Below are 20,669 nucleotides of genomic sequence, written 5' to 3'. Positions count from 1 at the left end.
TCGAGGGATTGCAACGCGTCGAACGTGGTACCGTGTTCGAGTATCTGCCAATCAAGCAGGGCGACACGTTCAACGACGACAAGGCGTCCGAAGCCATTCGCGCGCTGTACGCTACGGGCTTCTTCAACGACGTCAAGATCGCAACCGAAGGCAATGTGGTGATCGTGCAGGTGCTGGAGCGTCCNNCCATCGGCANNATCGACTTCGCGGGCATTCACGAGTTNGNCAAGGAAANCCTNACCAAGGCGCTGCGCGCGGTCGGCCTGTCGCAGGGCCGTTACTACGACAAGGCGCTCGTCGACAAGGCCGAACAGGAACTGAAGCGCCAATACCTCACGCGTGGCTACTATGCCGCNGAAGTCACCACCACGATTACGCCGATCGACCGCAATCGCGTCTCGGTACTGTTCTCGGTGGCCGAAGGGCCGAGCGCGAAAATCCGCCAGATCAACTTTATTGGCAACAAGGCATTCAGCACCGGTACGCTGCGCGACGAGATGCAGCTGTCCACGCCGAACTGGTTCTCGTGGTACACGAAGAGCGACGTGTACGCGACAGACAAGCTCACCGGCGATCTTGATAATATCCGCTCGTACTATCTGAACCGCGGCTATCTCGACTTCACAATCGAGCCGCCCCAGGTGTCGATCACGCCGGACAAGAAAGACATATATCTGACGGTTACGCTGCACGAAGGCGAGCCGTACACGATCTCCAGCATCAAGCTCGCCGGCAATCTGCTCGGCCGCGAGCCCGAGCTCACCAAGCTCATCAATGTCAATCCGGGAGACCGTTTTTTCGGCGAAAACCTGCGATCCACCACCAAGGCAATCGTCGACAAACTCGGTGAGTACGGTTACGCGTTCGCCACCGTCAACGCGCAGCTGCAGATGAACCAGACCAACCACAAGGTCGACCTTACATTGCAGGTCGACCCGAGCCGCCGCGTGTACGTGCGCCGCATCAACGTGGTGGGCAATACCCGCACGCGCGACGAAGTGGTACGCCGCGAAATGCGCCAGCTCGAAGGCTCGTGGTTCGACTCGAACCGCCTCGCGTTGTCGAAGGACCGTATCAACCGCCTCGGTTACTTCACCGACGTGGGCGTGACCGCCATACCGGTGGAAGGCGCGCCCGACCAGGTGGACGTGGAAGTGAAGGTTGCCGAAAACCCGACCGGCTCGATCACGGTGAACGGCGGTATCTCGTCGGCGGGCAACCCGATGGCCTCCGGGAGCTACTCGCGGAACAACGTGTTCGGTTCGGGCACGAGCATCGCGCTGGCCTTCAACACCTCGGAGACCAATCGTACCTTTTCGGTCACGCAGTTCGACCCGTACTTCACGTCCAACGGCATCAGCCGGAGAACGAAACTCTACTATCAAACCGTCCATCCGCTGTATGCAACACCAACCGCTGCGGAATTTGCAATCACTTCGATCGGCGCCGACCTCCAGCTTGGCATTCCGGTCTCCGAGTCCGATGTAGTCTATCTCGGCACGGGTGTGAATCAGAAGCGCATGAGTATCGACACCAAGACGCCGCAAGTCTACAAAGACTACGTCAAAGCTTTTGGCCCCGTATCAAACCAGATACCGTTGACCGTAGGCTGGACTCGCGATCACCTGGACAACGCGCTGATGCCTAGCCGTGGCTACTCCGTCGACGTAAACGCACAATACGGAACACCCTTAGGCAGCACACAATATTACAACGCGGATATCCGCGCAAAGTACTACCATTCGTTCGGCCATGGCTTCGTTCTGGGCCTGAACTTGAACGGAGCGTACGGCGCCGGCCTGAATGGGAAGCCTTATCCAATCTTTGAGAACTACTACGCCGGCGGTACCGGCTCAGTCCGGGGCTACGAGCCAGGCTCACTGGGTCCGCGCGACGCCGGGACTGACACCCCGATCGGAGGATCAAAGATGCTGGTGGCGAATGCCGAGCTGACTATTCCGTTGCCGGGTACCGGCTACGGCCATCCGGTCCGCGTTTTTGGCTTTTTCGACGCTGGTAACGTGTGGGCCGATACAGGTCACACCGAGCCGTCGTCGGGTTTGAACGACCTACGTTATTCCGCCGGTGTTGGTCTTACATGGAACTCACCGCTTGGTCCACTCACAGTGAGCGCGGGATTGCCACTTATTAAACACAAGGGTGACAAGTACCAGATCTTCCAGATTCAGTTAGGTACCCCCTTCTAATCATGTGCCGGGCATGACAGCCGATTTCGATGCCGTGCTGCCCGCATCCTCACGAACTGCGGCGCGCGGCGTAGTGCACTGGAAGATTCGCACACGTCCGCCGTCCTGGCACGCGCTAAAACGATAAATTAGTCGGCACTGAAGCCGTGGCGCACTGTTCGCCATCCTGCTTTGTTGGGACCTGACGCGACAGAGGAATCTGCACGTGGGGGTCCAGCCAATGCCTCGACGTGAGTGGCCATTGCCGGTCTGCGTTCTTTCGCGGTCCACCACCTGAGCTCAGCCCGCTCGAAAGAGTACCCATCCCAGGCTGGCCGCGTCGGCGGTACGGCACCGAATCTGTCGCAATGAAATGGAAATTGATGGCATTGCGCTGTAGCCAACTGACGCGCGTGCCCCGCTGGCAATGTCGCGCGCAGCTGTACAGAGTTGCGGCGTCATGCCGCGCTTGTCGCTCGAAAAGCACCCGGTCGTTGCACGAGTTTGACACCTAAGTGACGTAGAATCTGCTCGAAAGACATCCTCGTTGCAAGCATGCAGTCAATCGGCGAAGCAGTCGGCAGAAGCTTACGTGCGGGCCGGTAGAACGGCTTCGAGGTCGCACAAGCCGCGTGGCTGCGAACCACCCTCACTAGTCGGGGCTCCAGGCCATTAGCCAGCACGCTTGCAAAATTTTCGCGCGCGACGTCATTTCGTGCGTTCCCTGCAAAAAATTCACGAGGGCGTAATGACCGTCGATTTTGTATTGCGCCTTCTAGCGGCCTTCGCATGTGGTGTCGTGATCGGACTGGAAAGGCAACTGCGCCAACGTACCGCAGGTCTTCGAACGATTACGCTCGTTGCGAGCGGCGCGTGCCTGTTCGTTACGTTGGGCGTGCTAACGGGCAATGGCACGTCTGGTGTGACGCAGATTGCGGCATACGTCGTCTCCGGCGTCGGCTTCCTTGGCGGTGGCGTCATCATGCGTGACAAAGGTTCGATTCAGGGCATCAACACGGCTGCGACGCTCTGGTGTGCGGCGGCTGTCGGCGTGCTTTGCGGCACGGGGCACTATGGTCCGGCGGTTGCCGGAACCGGAGTGGTGCTTGTCACGAATACGCTGTTGCGAGAAGTGGGACGCGCAATCAACGCAACCCCTTTGTCGAGCGCAGACATAGTGCGCGAATATGTGCTTACTGTGATCGCGCGGGGAGAGGACGAAATTCACATCCGTACGCTACTTTCCAACGCAATCGACGCGCAGCCGCTATCGTTTCAGAGCCTGACAAGCGAGGACGTCTGTGGCGAGCCGCCCGGCGTCAAAGTCGTCGCGACGGTGCGGATGCATCCCAAGGATCAAGCCAGACTGGAACGTCTGGCCAGCCGCATGAGCATGGAACGCGGTGTATCGAGCATCAGCTGGTCGGCTGCAGATGTCGATTCTGCGCAGGAGTAAGCCGGATCCGGCGTCCCCATCCCGAACTGGAGCTTTGTGCTTTGCGTGAGTGGACTAGCTGCCGGGCGCCCCGCCCCGCGCGGCAGCAACCGGATCGCCAGGTAACAGTTCCGGCCACGCGCGCACGCACGTCGTACCTGACAAAGACACCGGTGCTTAGGCCTTCTCGCGCTCTTCGGTCACGGTAGCGGAGACGGTCTTCGGTCCAATCATCGACAGTTTGCCTCGCTTGCCGGGCGCGACCACCAGAAGAATTCCGAGCATCAACTGCGCGAGGAACACGTACGAAAGCCGGGAAATGGACTTTCCAGTGCAGAAGTCTTCCACCCAGATAGCGATAACCGGAAAAACGACAAACGCAAGAGAAGCCCTGAAAGCGGTTGTCCGCTGTTGCAACGCGAAGTAGCTCAGGATGCCAAAGACACCAGCAACGAGGCCGAGATAGATCGTGGCTGCCAGCGACAGCAGGGAGAACTTCTCAACGACAGGACGCTCGAAGATCCATCCGATTGCAAGCAGCAGCGCGCCAGCAAAGGCGCTCGGTAACGCGCTGAAAGTCAGAACAGAAATGCGCTCGCATTGCTTCTTGCTTCGCGTGTACACATAGGCGTGCAGGAGCGCGGCGCAAAGCAATGCACCGATCCCCGCCAGGCTGTTCGATCGGCTCCAGTCCAACTCGATGACGAGAATTGCAGCAAGTGCCGTGGTAGAGATCAGCAATCCGGCAATCTTTCGTGCTCGGAGTTCTTCATCTAGCATGAACAAGGAAAACAACAAAACGATTGCAGGCATGTTTGAAAAAATCAACGCTGCAAGCCCTGAACTGACATACTGTTCGCCGTAAATGATCAAGGAAAAGGGTACGGCAAAATATGCGAGAGTGATGAATGCCTGATACCAGCGAAGCCCTCGCGGAAACAGCAGCGGTGCGCGACAGCAAATCGCTAGCAGGATGAGAAAGGGTGATGCCGATGCGAACCGGATGCCGGTCGCGAAGATTGGTGGGATAGTAGTGAGCGCGATGGTCATCGCCATCCAGGTGGTGCCCCACGTCAACGTCACCAGGGCAAACAGCAGCAGGGTTATTGTCCGCTTCATTTCCTTTCCTGACGAGCCAGATTTCGGAGATCGCGTCGTATGGCTGCCTGTTTAAGGCAGCCTGTGAGACAGCCGCCAGGACCAAACCCGGCGGGACGTTCGCGGCCTCGAAGCTTCCATATCCCGCTTTAGCTGAAGAACCAACCCGAGTACCTGGAAAGCGCCGGTTTCTCTCGACGGGTGAGGCTACTCCTAAGGAAGGTGCCATAGAGCAGTCGCGTCGGAGCCGCGCAGTGCTTAAGACGGTATTGCCGCATATTGGCGACTCCCTCTAGCCCGTTCTATTACCCTTTGCCGGGCGGTTACTCGAGGCCGTTTGGCTTTATGAATCGCGGTTCGGAACCGCTAACGCGACTCATCCAAAAAGCGCCAACAGATAACAGCAGAAGACAGGGAGGCGCGGCCAAGTAAAAATCATGCAAGGATCGAAAGAAATGCGCAGTTTGCCGAAGTGCGCAAATCAGGCATTGAGGCGCTCCACCACCGGGCGAAACGGCCCAAGCATTCTGCCTGCTTTCTACGACCCGCCGCGCAAGATGGGTTGCGATACCGAGCTGCCTTCGGTAACGTCGGCAGCGGCAAAGTCATAGCCTTTTGTGTGCATGCCACTTGCCTGGGTCGTTGCGTGGCTGGCCATTCGGGCCCGACATCGCACAAGGATATCGAGCGTGTACTCGAACGCCGTCGAATCGTGCCGGTCGGCGCCCGTCTGTGATTGTCAAACAGCACGCCGCGCGCATTTACGGCGATGTGAGTTTCGACCAGGCTTGCCCCCATCTGTCGGACTGGGGCGTGTTTCCAGGACTTGCCTGCTCGAAATCAGTCCGATCATGCTCACGCAACCGGCGCCGCATTGTCAGATACGGTTGCTACCGCACGCCTGCGACCTGGCTGTCTCATAGCCATTCCCGCACGTCAGGCCGCGGCCGAAATTGGGTTCTTCGGAGGGTATTCGCATGGAGTGCCCGTTCGCAGTACATACAGAATGTATTCAGGGCTGGGCAATCGTCCACCGTTGCGCCTCGACCGCTGTCGCCCGTTGATGCGACTACCGTAATCAGCGGCTTCAACGCCGCCCTAACTCGTATAAAGGTTCGATCAATGCCGCGTATCGTGCGGCGAGCGGCGTCGATTGTCAATGACGCGGCCTGTGGCATCTTGAAGCGGATTCGATTATCAATCGAATCTTTTTCAGACGACGCAATTTCGCCAGCGACTAAAAGCCGCTAACACAAGCAATCCACAGAGCACGGAGAGATAACAGCATCAGACAGGCAAGCAAGGCGAGATGAAAGTGAGGACAACGGACAGATGGGATCTTCTCGATCCCACGGTTTAGGCCCGACATTTCAGGAGTGCACTGCTCCCGCGGGACATGGCGGCTATTAGCTCGCTGAGACAGACTGAGTGTCGCGTTCAACGAACTGCGCTTCTTGATCTCGCCGAATTAGGCACGCTGACCTATTGACGATCCGGACAAGAGGCAACTAATATTCGCTCAATCTGATCAACAGGACATTTCTGTGAACGCCGACGCCAGTTGTAGTTGGTCCCGTACCAATCCGACTGCGGCCTGAGATGTGACGCACAATCCTCTGCGCCGCATCCCGAGAAAGCAGGAAGCGGCGCCGTCCACCCTTTTCTGGGCGGACTGCCCGCTTTGCAATTAAAGAGCACCCCGTCCGGCACAAGGATAGGTTCGTACTATCCCTGAGCAAGATGCGCTTCCGCTGAACATGCGCCACCGGGCAATCCGATTTACTCACAAAACTTGTAGTCATCAGCAACGAGTGGCGAAAGCCCTCGTTGTGGATGATAGCCTGCCCGAGCATCCAAGTTCTGGATTCACGCGACGACTGGCTCGGCGTGGAACGGTTGCCTGCCATCGTCCGGGTGGATCTATCTCGCAGCACTGTAATCCCCACGTTGGCTTTGTTTTTGCAATCTGATCTGTCGTAGTCGAGCTTGTCATTTCTTCGGAGTGCCAATTCGAAGACTATCCTGTGCTCGTCGCCCGAATATAGACCTGATGATGTCCATTATCCGGCTAGTCAGATAAGAATTACCACTTGTGTTAATCGAAGTTTTTACTGGTTTATTAAAAGGATGAGTTGTATTTTCTGGTTGGAAGACTCTGGACAACGACAGGCTCCGACACACCTACACCGCAGATCATTTCGCGTTCAATCTTCAGGAGTCTTTGGTACTTCACGCGCGCCGCGAAGGGATGCCCGCAGATGCACCGACACCGTCATGTCCATCCTCTGGTGCCGCGGCAGAGACCATGGGACTGTGCCGCCCTCCAGCGCACGACGGCCGGCGTGCACCCTGGCATCGCGTGCCATGGCGCAAGCCTGCGTTGCATTGTTCGCCGCGCGTCCGTGTCGAGCCGGCGAGTCGATCATCTCCAGGCCCGGCGCCTTCCGATCGTGACTTATGGCGGCGGCAGTCCAATGTCCCTCCAGGAGATGACCATCAGCATTTGCCCCTGATACCCGAAACGCGCTGCCAACCACATAGGTAGCTTCCATTTAGTGAGGATTAGATGCGACTTGCTGACTTTATCCTGCGAGACATGAAGTTGATTCTGGCCCAACTGGAGGCATTTGCCGCGCCTCTCTTGCCAGCGGCAGATATGGAGTCGACCGGACTGCGAGAGCACGCTGAGCAGATCCTGCTCGCTGTGGCCAGAGACTTGCGAACGTCCTACGACAGGAATCTCGGGTGCAATCAATCAATGGGGGAGACTGCGCAGCTAATCAAGGTGGACGAAACAGCGGCACACGCACACGCCCTTCTTTGCGCTCGTGCCGGTTTTGGTGTCAACCAGCTTGCAGCCGAATATCGCGCATTGCGCGCAAGCGTGCTTCGTTTATGGACAGACGACTGCGAGCCGCAATCGCCTGACAAGGACGACATGATCCGCTTCGATGAAGCAATCGATCAGGCGCTGGCGGAATCGATAGCGTGGTTCACTGCACAGGTCGAGCAGAGCCGTAGTCTACTGCTTGGCATGATGAGCCATGACATGCGATGCCCCCTCCAGGCGATTCAGATGACCGCTTCGTATCTGGCCGCGCTCAATGTTGGGGAGAATGTGTCAGACGCCGCGACACGTCTGATGCGAAGCGGAGCCAGAATGCAAGCGTTGCTTGATGATCTGACGGATTTCAACAGGACGAAACTGGGCCTCGGGCTTAACGTACACCCAACAAGTGTCGACCTGGCCGATGTGGTTGCCGACGAACTGGACGAGTTGCGTGCAGCTTACCCAGACAGAGAAATCCAGTTATCTGTGAACGGTAATTCACGAGGAATGTGGGACGGTCAGCGTCTACAGCAGTTGCTTGGTAATCTTGTAACCAATGCACTCAAGTATGGAGCGCATGACACGCCGGTACACGTGAGGCTGACGGGCGGCGCAACGCATGTCGCGATGGACGTGTGCAACTTCGGGCCAGCCATCGAGAGCGCAATGCTGCGATGCATTTTCGATCCGTTGACGAGGGGCACGGTCTCTCGGGGAACGCGCGAGAAGACACCCAGTCTGGGGCTTGGCCTCCACATAGCTAGCGAGATTGCCAAGGCTCATGGTGGAACCATCGAAGCTCGGTCCGACGATACGCAGACCGTCTTTTCCGTATCGCTTCCACGCTCCAGTTCGACTGTGCGTTAAAGATCAGCCGCGTGACGCTGTTGGACCGGTGGACCAGGCGCGGAATCTACCGCAGGCTAGTCCTTGTGGAACTTCAGCGAATGTGGAACTCTATCAATGACGCGGCAGCATCCAGATGCCGCCGCTTCCCACCTCAAACCGTCGCTGAGGCACGCAGACGATTGACGAGTTGATTGTCCCTGCCCTTGACGAACCCGGTCAGGGCAATATCGAACTCGATCTCCCTGTACGCATCCGCCTTCAGCCCCAGCGTCGTGCCGCCTGTTTTCTCTACGACGTGCGGGATCAGATCCTCGCGCGTGGCGTAGGCGAAGTCATCCCAGATCAGCGGATCGCCTTCTATGTTGATCTGCGTGGTCAGCTTGCGCAAACCGTTCGCAGTCACAAAGAAATGCACATGCGCGGGTCTGTTGCCATGCCGCGCCAGCATGTTGAGCAACTGCTGAGTCGCACCGTGCGGCGGGCACCCATAACCCACCGGCATGAGCGTGCGGAACTCATACGTTCCGTCTTCGCCCGTGCGGACCGCGCCGCGCAGATTGAACTCGCTTTGTGCACCGGTAGGATCGAAGTGCGAGTAGAAGCCCTTCGAATTGGCATGCCAGCATTCGACAACCGCGCCCGCAACCGGCTTGCCGTCTGGTCCCCTCACCGTGCCGCGAATGACGAGCGGGCTGGCGTCCGCGTCCGCGTCGAGATCGATTTTCGCCATGCGATCGCGGACCGGTGCGCCTTCCACATACAAAGGCCCCTCAATGGTTCGCGGCGTGCCGCCCTCTATTTCAGCCTGCCTGTCCGCGGCATCCATGCGGATGTCAAGGTACTTCTCAAGTCCAAGCCCCGCGGCGAGTAACGCAGCCTCCCCGTCCCGACCAAGCTTGTTGAAGTAATTGACACCTGCCCAGATCTCATCGGGCGTCATGTCGAGATCTTCAATGGCCTTGAACAGATCGCTCAGCAAGCGCTGCGTAATCTCTTTTGCTCGCGCATTGCCGCTGTCGCTGCCAATGTTCGCAGCGGCCTTGAGCAAGTCCTGCACTTCCTGGGTTGCAAACACTTTGACGCTCATGGTTTCTGTCTCCATCTATATTGGGGGATTATTGAGTGTTCACAATCACGTGTCGCCGTCGCGAATGGACGACGGATGGCGGCACAACGGCGTTACCGAAATCTTCATGTACGGAAAGAGAGGCAACGCGATCAGAATGTCGTGCAGTTGCGCATTGCTCTCGACATCGAAGATGCTGTAGTTGGCGTACTCACCCGCGACGCGCCAGATATGACGCCACTTGCCGCTCTTCTGAAGCTCCTGCGAGTAGGCTTTCTCCCGCGATCTGATTTCGTCGACGATATGAGCCGGCATATCGGGCGGGAGGTTTACATCCATTCGGACCTGGAAAAGCATCGTCAGCCTCCTGGCTGTTTAACGGGTGACTTTCTTCAGGCCATCGCGCGTAAAGCGTTTGACCATTTCTTCGTCGAGCTCTATGCCAAGACCCGGGCCGTTCGGTACCGTCAATTCGAACTCGCTGTACTCGAGTGGCCGCGTCAAAATCTGTTCCGTGATCAGCAATGGCCCGAATAGCTCTGTTCCCCATTGAAGATTCGCAAAGCTGGCAAAAAGATGGGCCGACGCAATCGTGCTGACCGCGCCCTCGAGCATCGTGCCGCCGTACAGTTCGATACCCGCCGCGTCCGCAATCGCCGCCACGCGCTGAGCCGCGAACAGGCCGCCGCTCTGTTCGATCTTGATGGCGAAGACATCGGCGCCATTGCTTCTGGCGATTTCGAATGCGCTTTCCGGACCTTGCAGGATTTCATCGGCCATCAGGGCGATTGGAAAACGCCGTGTCAGGCGGGCGAGCGCCGCGGCAGACGCGACGGGTTGTTCAACCAGTTCGCACCCTGCATCGGCAAGCGCGGGAATGGCCCACGCTGCCTGCGTTTCGCTCCATGCCATGTTGACGTCGACGCGCACCGCGCCTCGATCGCCCAGCTCACGCTTGATCTGTGCAACGTGCGCGATATCGACCCTCGGTTCCCTTGCCCCGATCTTGAGCTTGAACACCTTGTGCCGTCGCATGTCCAGCATGCGCTCCGCCTCGGCGATGTCCTTCGCGGTATCGCCCGATGCGAGTGTCCACGCAACCGGCAAACGCTCGCGCCTGATCCCACCGAGCAACTCACTCAGCGCAACGTTGAGGCGCTTGCCGTGTGCATCAAGCAACGCAGTTTCGAGCGCGCTCTTTGCAAAGTGATTCACCTTCACCAGCTTGCCGAGATGTGCCATCAACTCCTGAATACGCGTTGCATCCCTGCCGAGCGCGGCCGGTGCAAGGTACTCGTCGATCGCGAGTTTCATCGACTCGGGGCTTTCGGGGCCATACGCCATGCCCGCGATGGTCGTGCCTTCGCCGATGCCGACCGCCCCATCGCTGCAAAACACTTTCACCAGCATGAGGGTCTGCCCATTCATGGTGGCGACAGAGAGCTTGTGAGGGCGAATGGTGGGTAGATCGACAAGAGAGGTTTCGATGCGTTCGATCGTCGCTGTTGTCATGAGGAATCGATTTATGGAGTTCCCAGCCGTGGCTTTGGGCTGTGGACTCCAAGGTAGAGAACGCTGCAAGATTGGTCAAATAGATCAAATGTGCGTCGCTGCATCTATCTCACTGATAAAGCGCCATTGCTCCGTGCAAACAGGAAGGCCCTGCAAACGCAGGGCGTTTGCAGGGCCGATGCGATCGACTTCGCGAATCAGAAGTTGTGACGAATTCCGAGCGTGACCGACAACTGCCTGTCGCTTCCCGAGTTAGGCAGATTGGGTATCTGCGCGTAATTCACCGGCGCGCCCGTCGCGGGATCGACGCCCAATCCAGCTCCCGCTGCTTTCTGCAGAATCGCGACGCCATACAGTGCAGTGCGCTTAGACAGTGCGTAATTCGCGCCGAGGTTCATCTGATGAAAACGCGAGGACGATTCCCCGTCCACCCTTGCGATGTTGTAGATATAGGCGATTCCCAGTTGCAGAAACGGCGTTGCCGCATATGTCAGGTTTGCCTCACCGATATCGAACGCGACGTTGCGTCCCCGCGGATTCGTGGCATTGGCGAAATACTGGCTGCGTTCGAGGCGGGTATGCGTGTAGGTCAACGCGACTGTCGCCGGCCCGATTGCATACGACGCACTGGCGCCGTAAGCCTTCAACGTTTGTGCGTTTTGCAGCTGGCAATACAGCGCCGAAGCATTGGAACATGCAAAATCGCCGAAATAGCCGTTCTCGCCGCCAAGCGCCGCATCGAGCGGATTGCGCAGATTCAGATAGCCCGCACTAATGGAAAACGGCGCACGTGCGTAGGTCGCGGCGAGCGCGTATCCGCGCCTTTGAGCAAAGTCTCCCGCTACGCCGCCCAGGCTATACGTGCCCCCGAACGACAAGCCATTCCAGTCGGGACTCGTATACTTGATCGCGTTATTGAAGTTGAACGCTTCGTTCAGGTTGTCGACGTCGCCGAAATGGGAGCCGTAAAGCGTCGCCCAGCTATTGCTCGATACGTAAGGCCCGAGAAAATCCGAGTACGAATCGTACTGACGCCCGAACGACAGCGTGCCGAAGTGCTCATGCGCAACACCAACCCACGCCTGGCGATTGAACTGAGCACCGCTTTGAACGAACGCTCCGCTGCCGGTATAGAAGCTGTTTTCCAGCATGAACTTCGCCTGCATGCCGCCGCCCAGATCTTCCGTACCCGTCAGCCCGAAACGCGACGGCACGAGGTTGCCGCCCGTCATTGCCCAGCCGTGCCCCGAACCCACAGTGCCGTCGGTGCGCGTGAACTGCTGGTTGCTCGTATAGGTGATGCCTGCATCCACGGTGCCGTACAGCGTCACCATGCTTTGCGCGTGCGCGCCCGCGCACATCGCCAGAACACCTGTCGCCGCGAGCGAACGCTTTAGTCTCTTCCGGTTCATGCGCGCATCCTCAAGCGTGGTTGATGAGCACCGACTTCGTTTCGGTGTACATGTCGATCACCGCGCGCCCCAACTCGCGGCCGAAACCGGACTGCTTGACGCCGCCAAACGGCATCGCGTTATCGAGCAGCGAGTGGCAGTTCACCCACACCGTGCCTGCCTTGATGCGTGGAATCAGATTGTGGATCGCAGAAAGATTGTTGGACCAGATGCTTGCGCCGAGGCCATACGGCGTGTCGTTTGCCTGCGCGACCGCGCTGTCGATGTCCTTGAAGGGCATTGCGACCAGCACGGGACCGAAAATTTCTTCCCGCACAACACGCATGGAATGATCGGTGTCGACCAGCACAGTCGGCTTCACGAAGAAGCCCGCTCCGCCCTCGCGCGCGCCGCCTGCAATCGCACGGGCGCCTTCGTCGCGGCCCGCTTCGATATAGCCGAGCACGCGGTCCATCTGACGTGCAGACACGAGCGGCCCGATCTGCGTGTTCGCATCGAGACCAGGACCGATAGGCAAGGCATCTGCAATGGCTGCCACGCGCTCCATGACGCGGTCGAATACGGTCTCGTGCACATACGCGCGGGAACCGGCCGTACACACTTGGCCCGAGTTGAAGAAAATCGCATTCGCGACGCCTTCGGCCGCTCTTTCGATATCCACGTCGGGCAGCACGATCACCGGCGACTTGCCGCCCAGTTCGAGCGACATGCGCGTCATGTTGTCGAGCGCCGCGTGGCCGATGGCCTTGCCGGTCTGCGTCGATCCGGTAAAAGCGATCTTGTCTATCCCCGGATGACGGGCGAGCGCCGCGCCCGCACTGCGCCCCAAGCCCGTAACGATGTTGACCACCCCTTTCGGCAAGCCGGCCTCGTTCAGCAGCGCGGCCAGGCGAAGCGCGGAGAGCGGCGTATCCTCGGCGGGTTTAAGCACCACGGTGCAGCCCGTGGCAAGCGCGGGTGCCAGCTTCCACGACGCCATCAGCAGCGGGAAATTCCACGGAATGATCGCGCCCACCACGCCCACGGCTTCCTTGCGCGTGTACGCAAAAAACGCATTCGACGGGCTGTAGGGCAGCGCCGCATCGAGCGTACTGCCTTCAATCTTCGTCGCCCATCCGGCCATATAGCGAAAGCACTGTGCGGCCATCGAGACGTCGAGCGCTTGCGCAACCGCGACCGGCTTGCCGTTGTCGAGCGATTCGATCTCGGCCAGCTCGCGCGCGTTCGCCTCGATGAGCTCGGCGACTTGCAACAGAATCCGCTCGCGGTCGGTCGGCTTCATACGCGACCAGGCGGAGTCGTCAAATGCGCGGCGGGCGGCTTGCACTGCGAGGTCCACATCGGCTTCGTCGGCGCTCGGCACCTGCGCAAGCAGGCTGCCGTCTGCGGGATTCACGACGTCGAGCGTCGCGCCACTTGCGCTTGCGAGCCATTCGCCGTCGATAAACATGCGCTTTGGCGCAGCGAGAAATGTCCGCGTCAAATCGAGCATGTCGAGGGGCCTGCTGTTGTCGTTCATGGTGTCTCCTGGTTCTAGTAGTGTTCCGCAACGGCCTGCACGCCGTTGGCCTGCAGTTGCCTGACGAGCTTCGCGCGCACTCGTGCAACGTCCGTCAATGCGGGGCGGCGATGCGCGGCGATTTCATCCGCGGTATACGGTCTGAGCGACGCGGGCCGCGTTTGCGCGTTCATCGTGCCGAGCACCCAGTTGAGAACGTTCGCGAGTTCCGCGTCGCTCAACGCGGAATTGGCTGCACCGGGCACACGGATCACGAATTCGCGGCCTTCGGGCAACGAAACGAAGTGGCCGAGCGAATCGCGCAGAGGCGGCACTTTGCCGGGAATTCCGCTGCCATCGGCGGTATGGCATCCCATGCAATTGAGCACCCAGTTCTCGCGGGCGCGCGCCGCGTCATAGCTCTGCGCCCGACTTGAAAGCGCGACGAGCAGTGTCGCGAGCAGCCATGTGCGGCGCTTCACAACCCGAGGCCCTTCACCACAGCATCGCGCTGCCGATGCACCGCAGATGCATCGAGTGGGTTCGCGCGCAACGCGTGGATTTCCGCGGCATCGAACGGCCTTGCGCCGCCGTGCTCCGCATTCAGATCGAACACGACGTAGTTCAGTACGTCGGCAATCTCCGCATCGCTCAACGTCGCGAAGCTTGGCATCTTGAAGTTGTAGGTCTTGTCCTTGACCTTGATCGGCCCGAACATGCCGTACAGCACCGTATGACCGAGTTGCGCGCGACCGTCGTTCGCACCCGCATACCTGCCGGGGTACTCGACGAGCGGCGGCGCGAGACCGTCCATCCCCTTGCCGCCCGCCTGATGGCATACCGCGCATTTGCCGTCGAAGGTGCTCTTGCCGCCGGGGTAATGCACCGTCTGCGCCGGCACCTGTGCCGCCGCGGCGAGCGCAAGCGAGGCAGTCGCAAGTCGAAGGTTCTTCATTGTGTCGAGGCTCCCAGCAGTACGGACACCGAACAGTGATAATTCGAATTGCCGTTGGCCATGCACCAGTTGATGTCGTTGTCGAGCGAGAGCTTGTAGAGCGGCTTCTCGCGCTCGTTGCGATTGCAGAAGCAGCGGCCGCAACTCGTCTTGCCGCAGCAGTCGTTGTAAGACACGATGTAGTCGGAGCCGTCGTGCGGATTGCGGCAGGTGCCGATCCACGTGATGGGCGAAGGCGTCGTGCCGGGCGGGCAACTGCTGGACGTCCCGCCGCAGCAACTGCATAACCAGCCGTCGATTGCGCAGTATTTCCAGTAGTCGCAACTCATCGGGTCGTCGTTGACAGCGCTTGCGGGCTTTTTCGGCTCGGCCGCATAGGCCGTGCGATCCACCGGCAACAGCGGCAGCATTGCAGAGCCGACGAGGGCCTTGCCGAGCTTCGCCATTGCGCCGCGCCGCGAGGTACGTTGCGCGACGCCGCGCGCGGAATGTTCAAAGAACGAATCGAGCCATTTCATGGGGCGCTCACCTGTTCGGATAATGTTGTGCTGTGCGTTCAGGCGTGTTGCCCGGCGTGGTCCTGTTCGTGCGTGTGCTCGTGTCCGTGGTCCTGTTTGCCGTGGACGAACTCCTGCAGCGACGCGACGCCGCGCTCTTTCGCTTCGAAGAGGCTCTCGAGATGCTCACGCGTATTCACCAGCCCTTTCGCGCGTACCTTGCCTTCGTCGTCGAGCAACACGGCGTAGGGCAGCTTGCCGATTGCGTACGAAAGGCCCAGCTCCTGCGACAAGACATAGGGATACCGCGAGAGCCCCGTCTTGCGATAAAACGCGGCATGCTCTTCGATGTCTCCATCGCTCGCGAGCACGATGTCGGTGGCGCCTTCACGCGCCTGAATCGACGGCAGGAGCGGCAACAGCTTCTTGCACACGGGGCACGTCGGCGAGAGAAAGAACACGAGGGTATTGCGGCGCTTCGCCGATAGTCCGCCCACCTTCACCGGACGCTGCGCGATATCGACCAGTTCGAACATCGGCGCAACGCTGCCGACTGCCGGCCCCTTGTCGATCATCAACGCGCCCGCAGGCATCATGCGTTCATACAGAATGCCGACCTGGCGAACCAGAGCAAGGCAGATCGCGCCGAGCGCGAGCAGAGCGGCCCACGACAGCGCGGCCGAAATCATCAAGGCGGTTTGCATCATGAATTCCTCAGAGAGTCGAGCTTGGGAAGATTGGCGAGCAGTACGTCCAGCGTGAACCATGCTGCGACGGCAACGAGCGTGCAGGCACCGGCGCTCACATAGTCGAACCAGACGAGCGCGCGCTCGGCCAGTGGCACGAGCGTGCCCGCCGCGAGCGCGATGAGCAGCGCGGCGCGGACCACATGCCACCATCCAATGCGCGCCGTGTCCGTAGCGGCTGCGAGAAAGCCCGCGCAACCACAGTCGATATCCGTATGACCGCGTGCGACGTTGATCGCGAGCGCCAACGCAAACACGCTGAACAATGCGATCAGCACGGCCGCACCCGGCCCCCGCGTTGCCGGAAACAACAGCGCGAGCGCGCCCGCCGTTTCCAGCAACGGCAGCAGTCGGACAAGCGGACTGACTGCAAACGACGGCAACAGTGCGAATGCCGTCAGGGAAGAACGAAACCGCTCGGGGTGGCGCCACTTCGGCGCGGCGCTCGCGAGCGTGACGATCGCAAGCGTGGCAATGCAGACCATCAGGATTGCAGGATCGAGCATCGCGCCACCTCACGGGTTGAGAATAAGCGTGGACGTCGTGCCCAACTGTTTGTCGACGTGGCGCAACTTGCCGGTGCCCGCATCCATCACGACGAAGTCCGACGTGGGCGTCAGGCCGTAAAAGAGCGGCTTGTCGTCCGCGCTCACCTGGATCGACAATAGCGGCGGGATCTTCTGTGCGGCAAGCTTCCAGCGTGCAACGCGCTTTTTGCTGACGGTGTCGAACACCCAGACTTCTGTGGCAGGGTCTTTGTGTGAGCCGTCGGAGCCCCGATGCATCGCGACATAGAGACGCTGGTTGATCGCGTTGAAGGCGGTCTGTTGCAGGCCGCCGGGGCGCCAGCCGGCCTTGCGCTCCTCGCCGGTCACGAGCGACCATGGTTCGCCGAAAACCGGCGTATCCCCCGTGAAATCCGCGCTGCGCACACGGCCCCCGAACGTCGTGAAGAGATAGCGCTGACCATCGCGCACCGCATTGACGAAAGCCGGGTCATGCTCGACGTCGATAAAAGCATCCGACAATTTGCGGCTGACTTCCTTGCCGGTTGCGTCGAGCTTCACCGTGAGCGCCTTGCCGCTTTCGCACAGCGCGGTGAAGCGGTCGTTGCCGCTCGGGTAGGCGAGCACGCAGCCGTCGGTATCAATCTCGCCCAACACTTTTTTCGCGGACGTGTCGATCACCGTTACCGATGTGGAGGGCGTAATGTTCGACACATAGAGCCGGCTGCCGTCGTCGGAAAGCGTGGTGTTGTAGGGCGTCGGCACGGCTTGCGCGTGCTTTGCCGGAATTTCTATTTCACCGGTAATGTCGAGCGTCGCGTTGTCGATCAGTTCGACCACATCGGTGCGCGTGCCGTGGCCGCCACGCGAGAAATAGGTCGTCGCGACATAGCTCGTCTTGTGGTCCGGCGAGATCGAGAAGCCCGGCGCGAAGCCCGCATCGATCTGCCCAACAAAGCGCGACGTGTCGGCATCGAACACGTGAACGCGCGCATCGGTCATGCTCGCGAACGACACGTCGACGACAAACGCGCGATGCGGGTGGAACGGCGGCACCTTCGCTACCGTAAGTTCTTCCGGCTTCTCAGCGGCGCCTGCTTCAGTATGACAAGCAAGTAGTCCGTACGATAACGCCAATATCGAAGCCGCCCGGGCGACGGCCCTCCTTCTGCGTTCCATCTGTGCCCCTCCTCGTTTATCTTCGAAGCGACTCTAACGAGGTCAATAAAATCGGGCACTTCGGAACCGGCAGCGCATGCGTGCCGATTTTGAGTAGTCGAAAGCGCAGCGACAGGCAATGATCGAAGCACGCAACGAGGCAGCGGCATCGCGCCGCCGCAATCAGGGAAAGCGATAAGTGAGAAGGTCTAGCGGGCGCGTGGTGTCTGCGACGGCAGTTCGCCGAAATGGCTCTTGTAGTCGCTTGCGAAATGGCCCAGATTGGAGAAGCCCCAACGCAACGCGGCTTCGCGCACGGATACGTCGCGCTGCGCCGTCGAAGTGAGCAGGCGGCGCACGTGAGCAAGCCGCACCGCGCGCAGATAGGCGACGGGGTTCATCTGCGCGACCGACTGGAAGCTGTTTTGAATGGTCCGCCGGCTCACGCGCAGGCTCATGCAGAGATCCATGATTGAGAGCGGCTGCTCGGGCTGCGCAAGCAGGAGCTCGTGGCTGCGCCGCACGATATCGGCGCGGCACGCGTAGGTCAGGCGGTCTTCGCGATTCGGTACATGGAACGCGAGCAGATCGACGATGCAGCCGGTTACGTCGTGCGCGAATTGCTTTTGCGCAGGTGCATCGAACGACGCGGGCTGCGCGAGCGCTGCTTCCACGGCCGCCACGATCCGCCGCCCGGCGCGCGCGCGTGCTGCGGAAGGGATGCTCAGTACCTGCTGCGCGAGCACCTCGGGTTCCAGGTCAAAGCCTTCCAGATCCGCAACGGTTCCGAGCAGCGCCAGGTCGATCGCGACGCCGACGAGCGACATCTCAGGCGGAGAATGAAGAACGAATTCCTTGCCGCCGCCGCCGAGAATCAGCGCACTTTCGTCTACCTTCACGCCCTGAAAAGAAAACGGCGCCGCGCCGCCGAGCATCAGGCCGAACGACGCACGCCCCGGCGGCAACTGCCCGCGCTGAACCATGCGGACGTTCGCCCCTTCCTGGAAGACCTGCACAGCCTCGGTCACCACCTGCTTTACCGAACTCCGGAAGCTGCCTTCACCCACCTGATCGTATTGCTGGTCCCAGCCCGACAGCGAATACGCATGCCGGTCTGCATCCTCGAACGTTTGGTAGGTGGCGTACATACGCGGTCTTTGACGATGTGAGTAGGTCAGGCGTCGGGTCTGCGCATTGTCGCCTCGTTTGCAAATTTGACGCAATAGCTCCTTTTTTCAGCTTCGGGACGGGCCAACACAACGGCGCGCCTGGACGATGCGCGCAAACGCATGAGTTTCTGCCGGCTCGCCCGGCCGCGCAAATCAGCCAGAAGCAGGAGCTCCGATAAGCGCGACTGATACGAGGGTTTTCCCCCGGCGCTCATGCACGCAATTCATATCCGGCATTTTTGGCCCGAATTTGACCGGCTTTTGCGCGGCTCATATTGTTCGGGCCATGTCATGACGATGTCGATTCAACGCGCCCCGCTGCTCCTGCTTCATCGATGCGGGAATACCCTCCTTCATGCTCTGAACGCCATGAACCCTGACGCAGTGAATCCCAACCTGAGTGCACCGCCCATTTCAATGAGACCAGTGTCTCGCAACCAGAGCGGCGTGCGCCGTGCGGTCACCACCGCCGTGCTCGGGCAGATCCTCGAGTGGTATGACTTTTTTCTTTACGGCACCGCTGCGGCACTCGTCTTCGGCAAACTTTTCTTTCCGGTCGGAAGCGATCCGCTGACGGGCACCATCGCCGCATTCGGCGGCTTTACCGTCGGCTTTATCGCGCGGCCCATCGGCGGCGTGCTGTGCGGGCATATCGGCGACCGCTATGGCCGCAAGACAGTGATGATGCTCACGCTCCTGACCATGGGCTGCGCCACCGTGCTGATGGGCGTGCTGCCCACGTACCAGCAAATCGGTATCGCGGCGCCTGTCATGCTCGTGCTGCTTCGCATTCTTCAGGGGCTTGCAGCAGGCGGCGAATGGAGCGGCAGCATCCTGCTCATCCACGAAAACGCACCGCAGTCGAGACGCGGCGCACTCGCCGCCTGGAGCCCGTGCGGCGCGGCGCTTGGTTTCGTGTTGTCGACCGGCGCATTCCTGCTCGTGCAAAACCTGCCGCCCGCCGCTTTCCAGAGCTGGGGCTGGCGCGTGCCGTTTCTCGGCAGCGCCGCGCTCGTCGTACTCGGCTTGTGGATGCGCCGCTCTGTGGGCGAAAGCGCGGCATTCGCCGAAGTGAAAGCGACGCGTCACGAGAGCCGCATGCCGGTGATCGAAGTGCTCAAGCAATGCCCGCGCGAGGTACTCACGGTATTTGGCCTGCGCTTCGGCGAAGGCGCGGCCTCGTACATCTTCTTCGCATTCTCGATCGCCTATGCGCAGTTTCTCGGCATCAAGTCGAGCTGGGTTCTCAGCGGATTGACGATCTCGATGCTGCTGATGATTCCGGTCTCGCTGTTCTTCGGCCACGTCACGGACAAGGTTGGACGCAAGCCTGTGTATCTCGCCGGCGCGATTGCAATCGTGCTGGTTGCGTGGCCGTACTTCGCGCTGCTCGGCTCAGGAGAGTACTGGAAGGTTCTGGCCGCGCTGATTCTCGCCAACAGCATCACGCTCGGCATTCTCGAAGGCGCGCAGCCCGCATTCATCAGCGAGATGTTGCCGGTGCATCTGCGGTTCTCGGGACTCGGCATTGGCCGCGAGGTGTCGTCGGTGCTCGGCGGTGGTCTGTCTCCGATGATTGCCACCGCGCTGCTCGCTCACTATCGCAGCGCCGCGCCGGTCGCCATTTATCTCGGCGCACTCGGGCTGATTACCGTCATTGCCACTTTGCTGGCGCGCGAAACGTTCCCACGAGCCATGCGCGCCGCTGCGCGTCAGCAGGCCGAATGACAACGACACACCCTTGAATCGTGA

Annotated in this window: 17 protein-coding genes; 4 read left to right on the top strand and 13 right to left on the bottom strand. The window is 60.0% G+C overall.

Going from position 1 to position 20,669, the window contains the following annotated elements; translation table 11 throughout:
* On the top strand, positions 1 to 2,207 hold a 2,207-nt coding region (bamA, locus tag F757_RS0102240), incomplete at its 5' end, for an outer membrane protein assembly factor BamA (protein WP_027209966.1).
* 727 nt (positions 2,208 to 2,934) lie between these two features.
* Positions 2,935 to 3,642 carry an MgtC/SapB family protein gene (locus F757_RS0102235; protein WP_027209965.1) on the top strand — a complete coding sequence of 236 codons (708 nt, stop codon included), beginning with the start codon at positions 2,935 to 2,937 and terminating at the stop codon, positions 3,640 to 3,642.
* A gap of 156 nt (positions 3,643 to 3,798) precedes the next feature.
* Here the strand turns inward: F757_RS0102235 and F757_RS32840 are convergent, their stop codons facing one another.
* The gene (locus tag F757_RS32840) at positions 3,799 to 4,740 is read right to left on the bottom strand and encodes a DMT family transporter (protein WP_084530678.1); all 942 of its coding nucleotides are present in this window, start codon (positions 4,738 to 4,740) and stop codon (positions 3,799 to 3,801) included.
* A 2,545-nt stretch (positions 4,741 to 7,285) separates the two neighbouring features.
* On the opposite strand from F757_RS32840, the gene F757_RS0102225 reads away from it, so the two are divergent.
* Positions 7,286 to 8,416: a sensor histidine kinase gene (locus tag F757_RS0102225; RefSeq protein ID WP_027209964.1), complete on the top strand. Its 1,131-nt coding sequence runs from the start codon at positions 7,286 to 7,288 to the stop codon at positions 8,414 to 8,416.
* Positions 8,417 to 8,549: 133 nt separating this feature from the next.
* On the opposite strand, the gene catA is transcribed toward F757_RS0102225, so the two are convergent.
* From catA to F757_RS0102165, 12 genes are all read right to left on the bottom strand, one after another.
* The gene (gene catA, locus F757_RS0102220) at positions 8,550 to 9,485 is read right to left on the bottom strand and encodes a catechol 1,2-dioxygenase (RefSeq protein ID WP_027209963.1); all 936 of its coding nucleotides are present in this window, start codon (positions 9,483 to 9,485) and stop codon (positions 8,550 to 8,552) included.
* 45 nt (positions 9,486 to 9,530) lie between these two features.
* A complete protein-coding gene (gene catC, locus F757_RS0102215; RefSeq protein WP_027209962.1) occupies positions 9,531 to 9,821 on the bottom strand; it encodes a muconolactone Delta-isomerase in 291 nt (96 codons plus the stop codon).
* 18 nt (positions 9,822 to 9,839) lie between these two features.
* On the bottom strand, positions 9,840 to 10,976 hold the full coding sequence (locus F757_RS0102210; protein WP_027209961.1) for a muconate/chloromuconate family cycloisomerase: 1,137 nt from the start codon (positions 10,974 to 10,976) through the stop codon (positions 9,840 to 9,842).
* Positions 10,977 to 11,173: 197 nt separating this feature from the next.
* Entirely contained in the window at positions 11,174 to 12,388 is a 1,215-nt protein-coding gene (locus F757_RS0102205; RefSeq protein WP_027209960.1) for a porin, read from the bottom strand.
* A gap of 10 nt (positions 12,389 to 12,398) precedes the next feature.
* A complete protein-coding gene (locus tag F757_RS0102200) occupies positions 12,399 to 13,907 on the bottom strand; it encodes an aldehyde dehydrogenase family protein (protein WP_027209959.1) in 1,509 nt (502 codons plus the stop codon).
* A 14-nt stretch (positions 13,908 to 13,921) separates the two neighbouring features.
* Entirely contained in the window at positions 13,922 to 14,368 is a 447-nt protein-coding gene (locus tag F757_RS0102195; protein WP_027209958.1) for a c-type cytochrome, read from the bottom strand.
* The gene (locus tag F757_RS0102190) at positions 14,365 to 14,841 is read right to left on the bottom strand and encodes a c-type cytochrome (protein WP_027209957.1); all 477 of its coding nucleotides are present in this window, start codon (positions 14,839 to 14,841) and stop codon (positions 14,365 to 14,367) included. Before F757_RS0102190 ends, F757_RS0102195 begins: the two co-directional genes overlap by 4 nt.
* Positions 14,838 to 15,359, bottom strand: a complete 522-nt coding sequence (locus F757_RS0102185; RefSeq protein ID WP_027209956.1) for a methylamine dehydrogenase light chain — start codon at positions 15,357 to 15,359, stop codon at positions 14,838 to 14,840. Before F757_RS0102185 ends, F757_RS0102190 begins: the two co-directional genes overlap by 4 nt.
* Positions 15,360 to 15,397: 38 nt before the next feature.
* Entirely contained in the window at positions 15,398 to 16,045 is a 648-nt protein-coding gene (mauD, locus tag F757_RS0102180; protein ID WP_027209955.1) for a methylamine dehydrogenase accessory protein MauD, read from the bottom strand.
* A complete protein-coding gene (locus F757_RS0102175; protein WP_051376641.1) occupies positions 16,042 to 16,590 on the bottom strand; it encodes a MauE/DoxX family redox-associated membrane protein in 549 nt (182 codons plus the stop codon). The genes mauD and F757_RS0102175 overlap by 4 nt, the downstream gene beginning before the upstream one ends.
* A gap of 9 nt (positions 16,591 to 16,599) precedes the next feature.
* Entirely contained in the window at positions 16,600 to 17,769 is a 1,170-nt protein-coding gene (locus tag F757_RS0102170; RefSeq protein WP_027209953.1) for an amine dehydrogenase large subunit, read from the bottom strand.
* Between the two features lie 188 nt (positions 17,770 to 17,957).
* Positions 17,958 to 18,896 (bottom strand): helix-turn-helix domain-containing protein, encoded by a 939-nt coding sequence (locus F757_RS0102165; RefSeq protein ID WP_027209952.1) that lies wholly within the window; start codon positions 18,894 to 18,896, stop codon positions 17,958 to 17,960.
* Between the two features lie 438 nt (positions 18,897 to 19,334).
* On the opposite strand from F757_RS0102165, the gene F757_RS0102160 reads away from it, so the two are divergent.
* Positions 19,335 to 20,645 (top strand): MFS transporter, encoded by a 1,311-nt coding sequence (locus F757_RS0102160; protein WP_156923478.1) that lies wholly within the window; start codon positions 19,335 to 19,337, stop codon positions 20,643 to 20,645.
* Positions 20,646 to 20,669 lie beyond the last annotated feature (24 nt).

This window comes from Burkholderia sp. WSM2232, assembly GCF_000472545.1.
In the GTDB taxonomy this organism is placed as follows: Bacteria; Pseudomonadota; Gammaproteobacteria; order Burkholderiales; family Burkholderiaceae; genus Paraburkholderia.
The sequence above is the reverse complement of the archived record's forward strand: the minus strand, read 5'-3'. Positions and strand labels throughout refer to the sequence as shown.

Bases quoted from the DNA above. Each gene is read 5' to 3' on its own strand.
- F757_RS0102235 (WP_027209965.1), top strand. From the start codon at position 2,935: ATGACCGTCGATTTTGTATTGCGCCTTCTAGCGGCCTTCGCATGTGGT.
- F757_RS32840 (WP_084530678.1), bottom strand. From the start codon at position 4,740: ATGAAGCGGACAATAACCCTGCTGCTGTTTGCCCTGGTGACGTTGACG.
- F757_RS0102225 (WP_027209964.1), top strand. From the start codon at position 7,286: ATGCGACTTGCTGACTTTATCCTGCGAGACATGAAGTTGATTCTGGCC.
- catA (WP_027209963.1), bottom strand. From the start codon at position 9,485: ATGAGCGTCAAAGTGTTTGCAACCCAGGAAGTGCAGGACTTGCTCAAG.
- catC (WP_027209962.1), bottom strand. From the start codon at position 9,821: ATGCTTTTCCAGGTCCGAATGGATGTAAACCTCCCGCCCGATATGCCG.
- F757_RS0102210 (WP_027209961.1), bottom strand. From the start codon at position 10,976: ATGACAACAGCGACGATCGAACGCATCGAAACCTCTCTTGTCGATCTA.
- F757_RS0102205 (WP_027209960.1), bottom strand. From the start codon at position 12,388: ATGAACCGGAAGAGACTAAAGCGTTCGCTCGCGGCGACAGGTGTTCTG.
- F757_RS0102200 (WP_027209959.1), bottom strand. From the start codon at position 13,907: ATGAACGACAACAGCAGGCCCCTCGACATGCTCGATTTGACGCGGACA.
- F757_RS0102190 (WP_027209957.1), bottom strand. From the start codon at position 14,841: ATGAAGAACCTTCGACTTGCGACTGCCTCGCTTGCGCTCGCCGCGGCG.
- F757_RS0102185 (WP_027209956.1), bottom strand. From the start codon at position 15,359: ATGAAATGGCTCGATTCGTTCTTTGAACATTCCGCGCGCGGCGTCGCG.
- mauD (WP_027209955.1), bottom strand. From the start codon at position 16,045: ATGATGCAAACCGCCTTGATGATTTCGGCCGCGCTGTCGTGGGCCGCT.
- F757_RS0102175 (WP_051376641.1), bottom strand. From the start codon at position 16,590: ATGCTCGATCCTGCAATCCTGATGGTCTGCATTGCCACGCTTGCGATC.
- F757_RS0102170 (WP_027209953.1), bottom strand. From the start codon at position 17,769: ATGGAACGCAGAAGGAGGGCCGTCGCCCGGGCGGCTTCGATATTGGCG.
- F757_RS0102165 (WP_027209952.1), bottom strand. From the start codon at position 18,896: ATGTACGCCACCTACCAAACGTTCGAGGATGCAGACCGGCATGCGTAT.
- F757_RS0102160 (WP_156923478.1), top strand. From the start codon at position 19,335: ATGAGACCAGTGTCTCGCAACCAGAGCGGCGTGCGCCGTGCGGTCACC.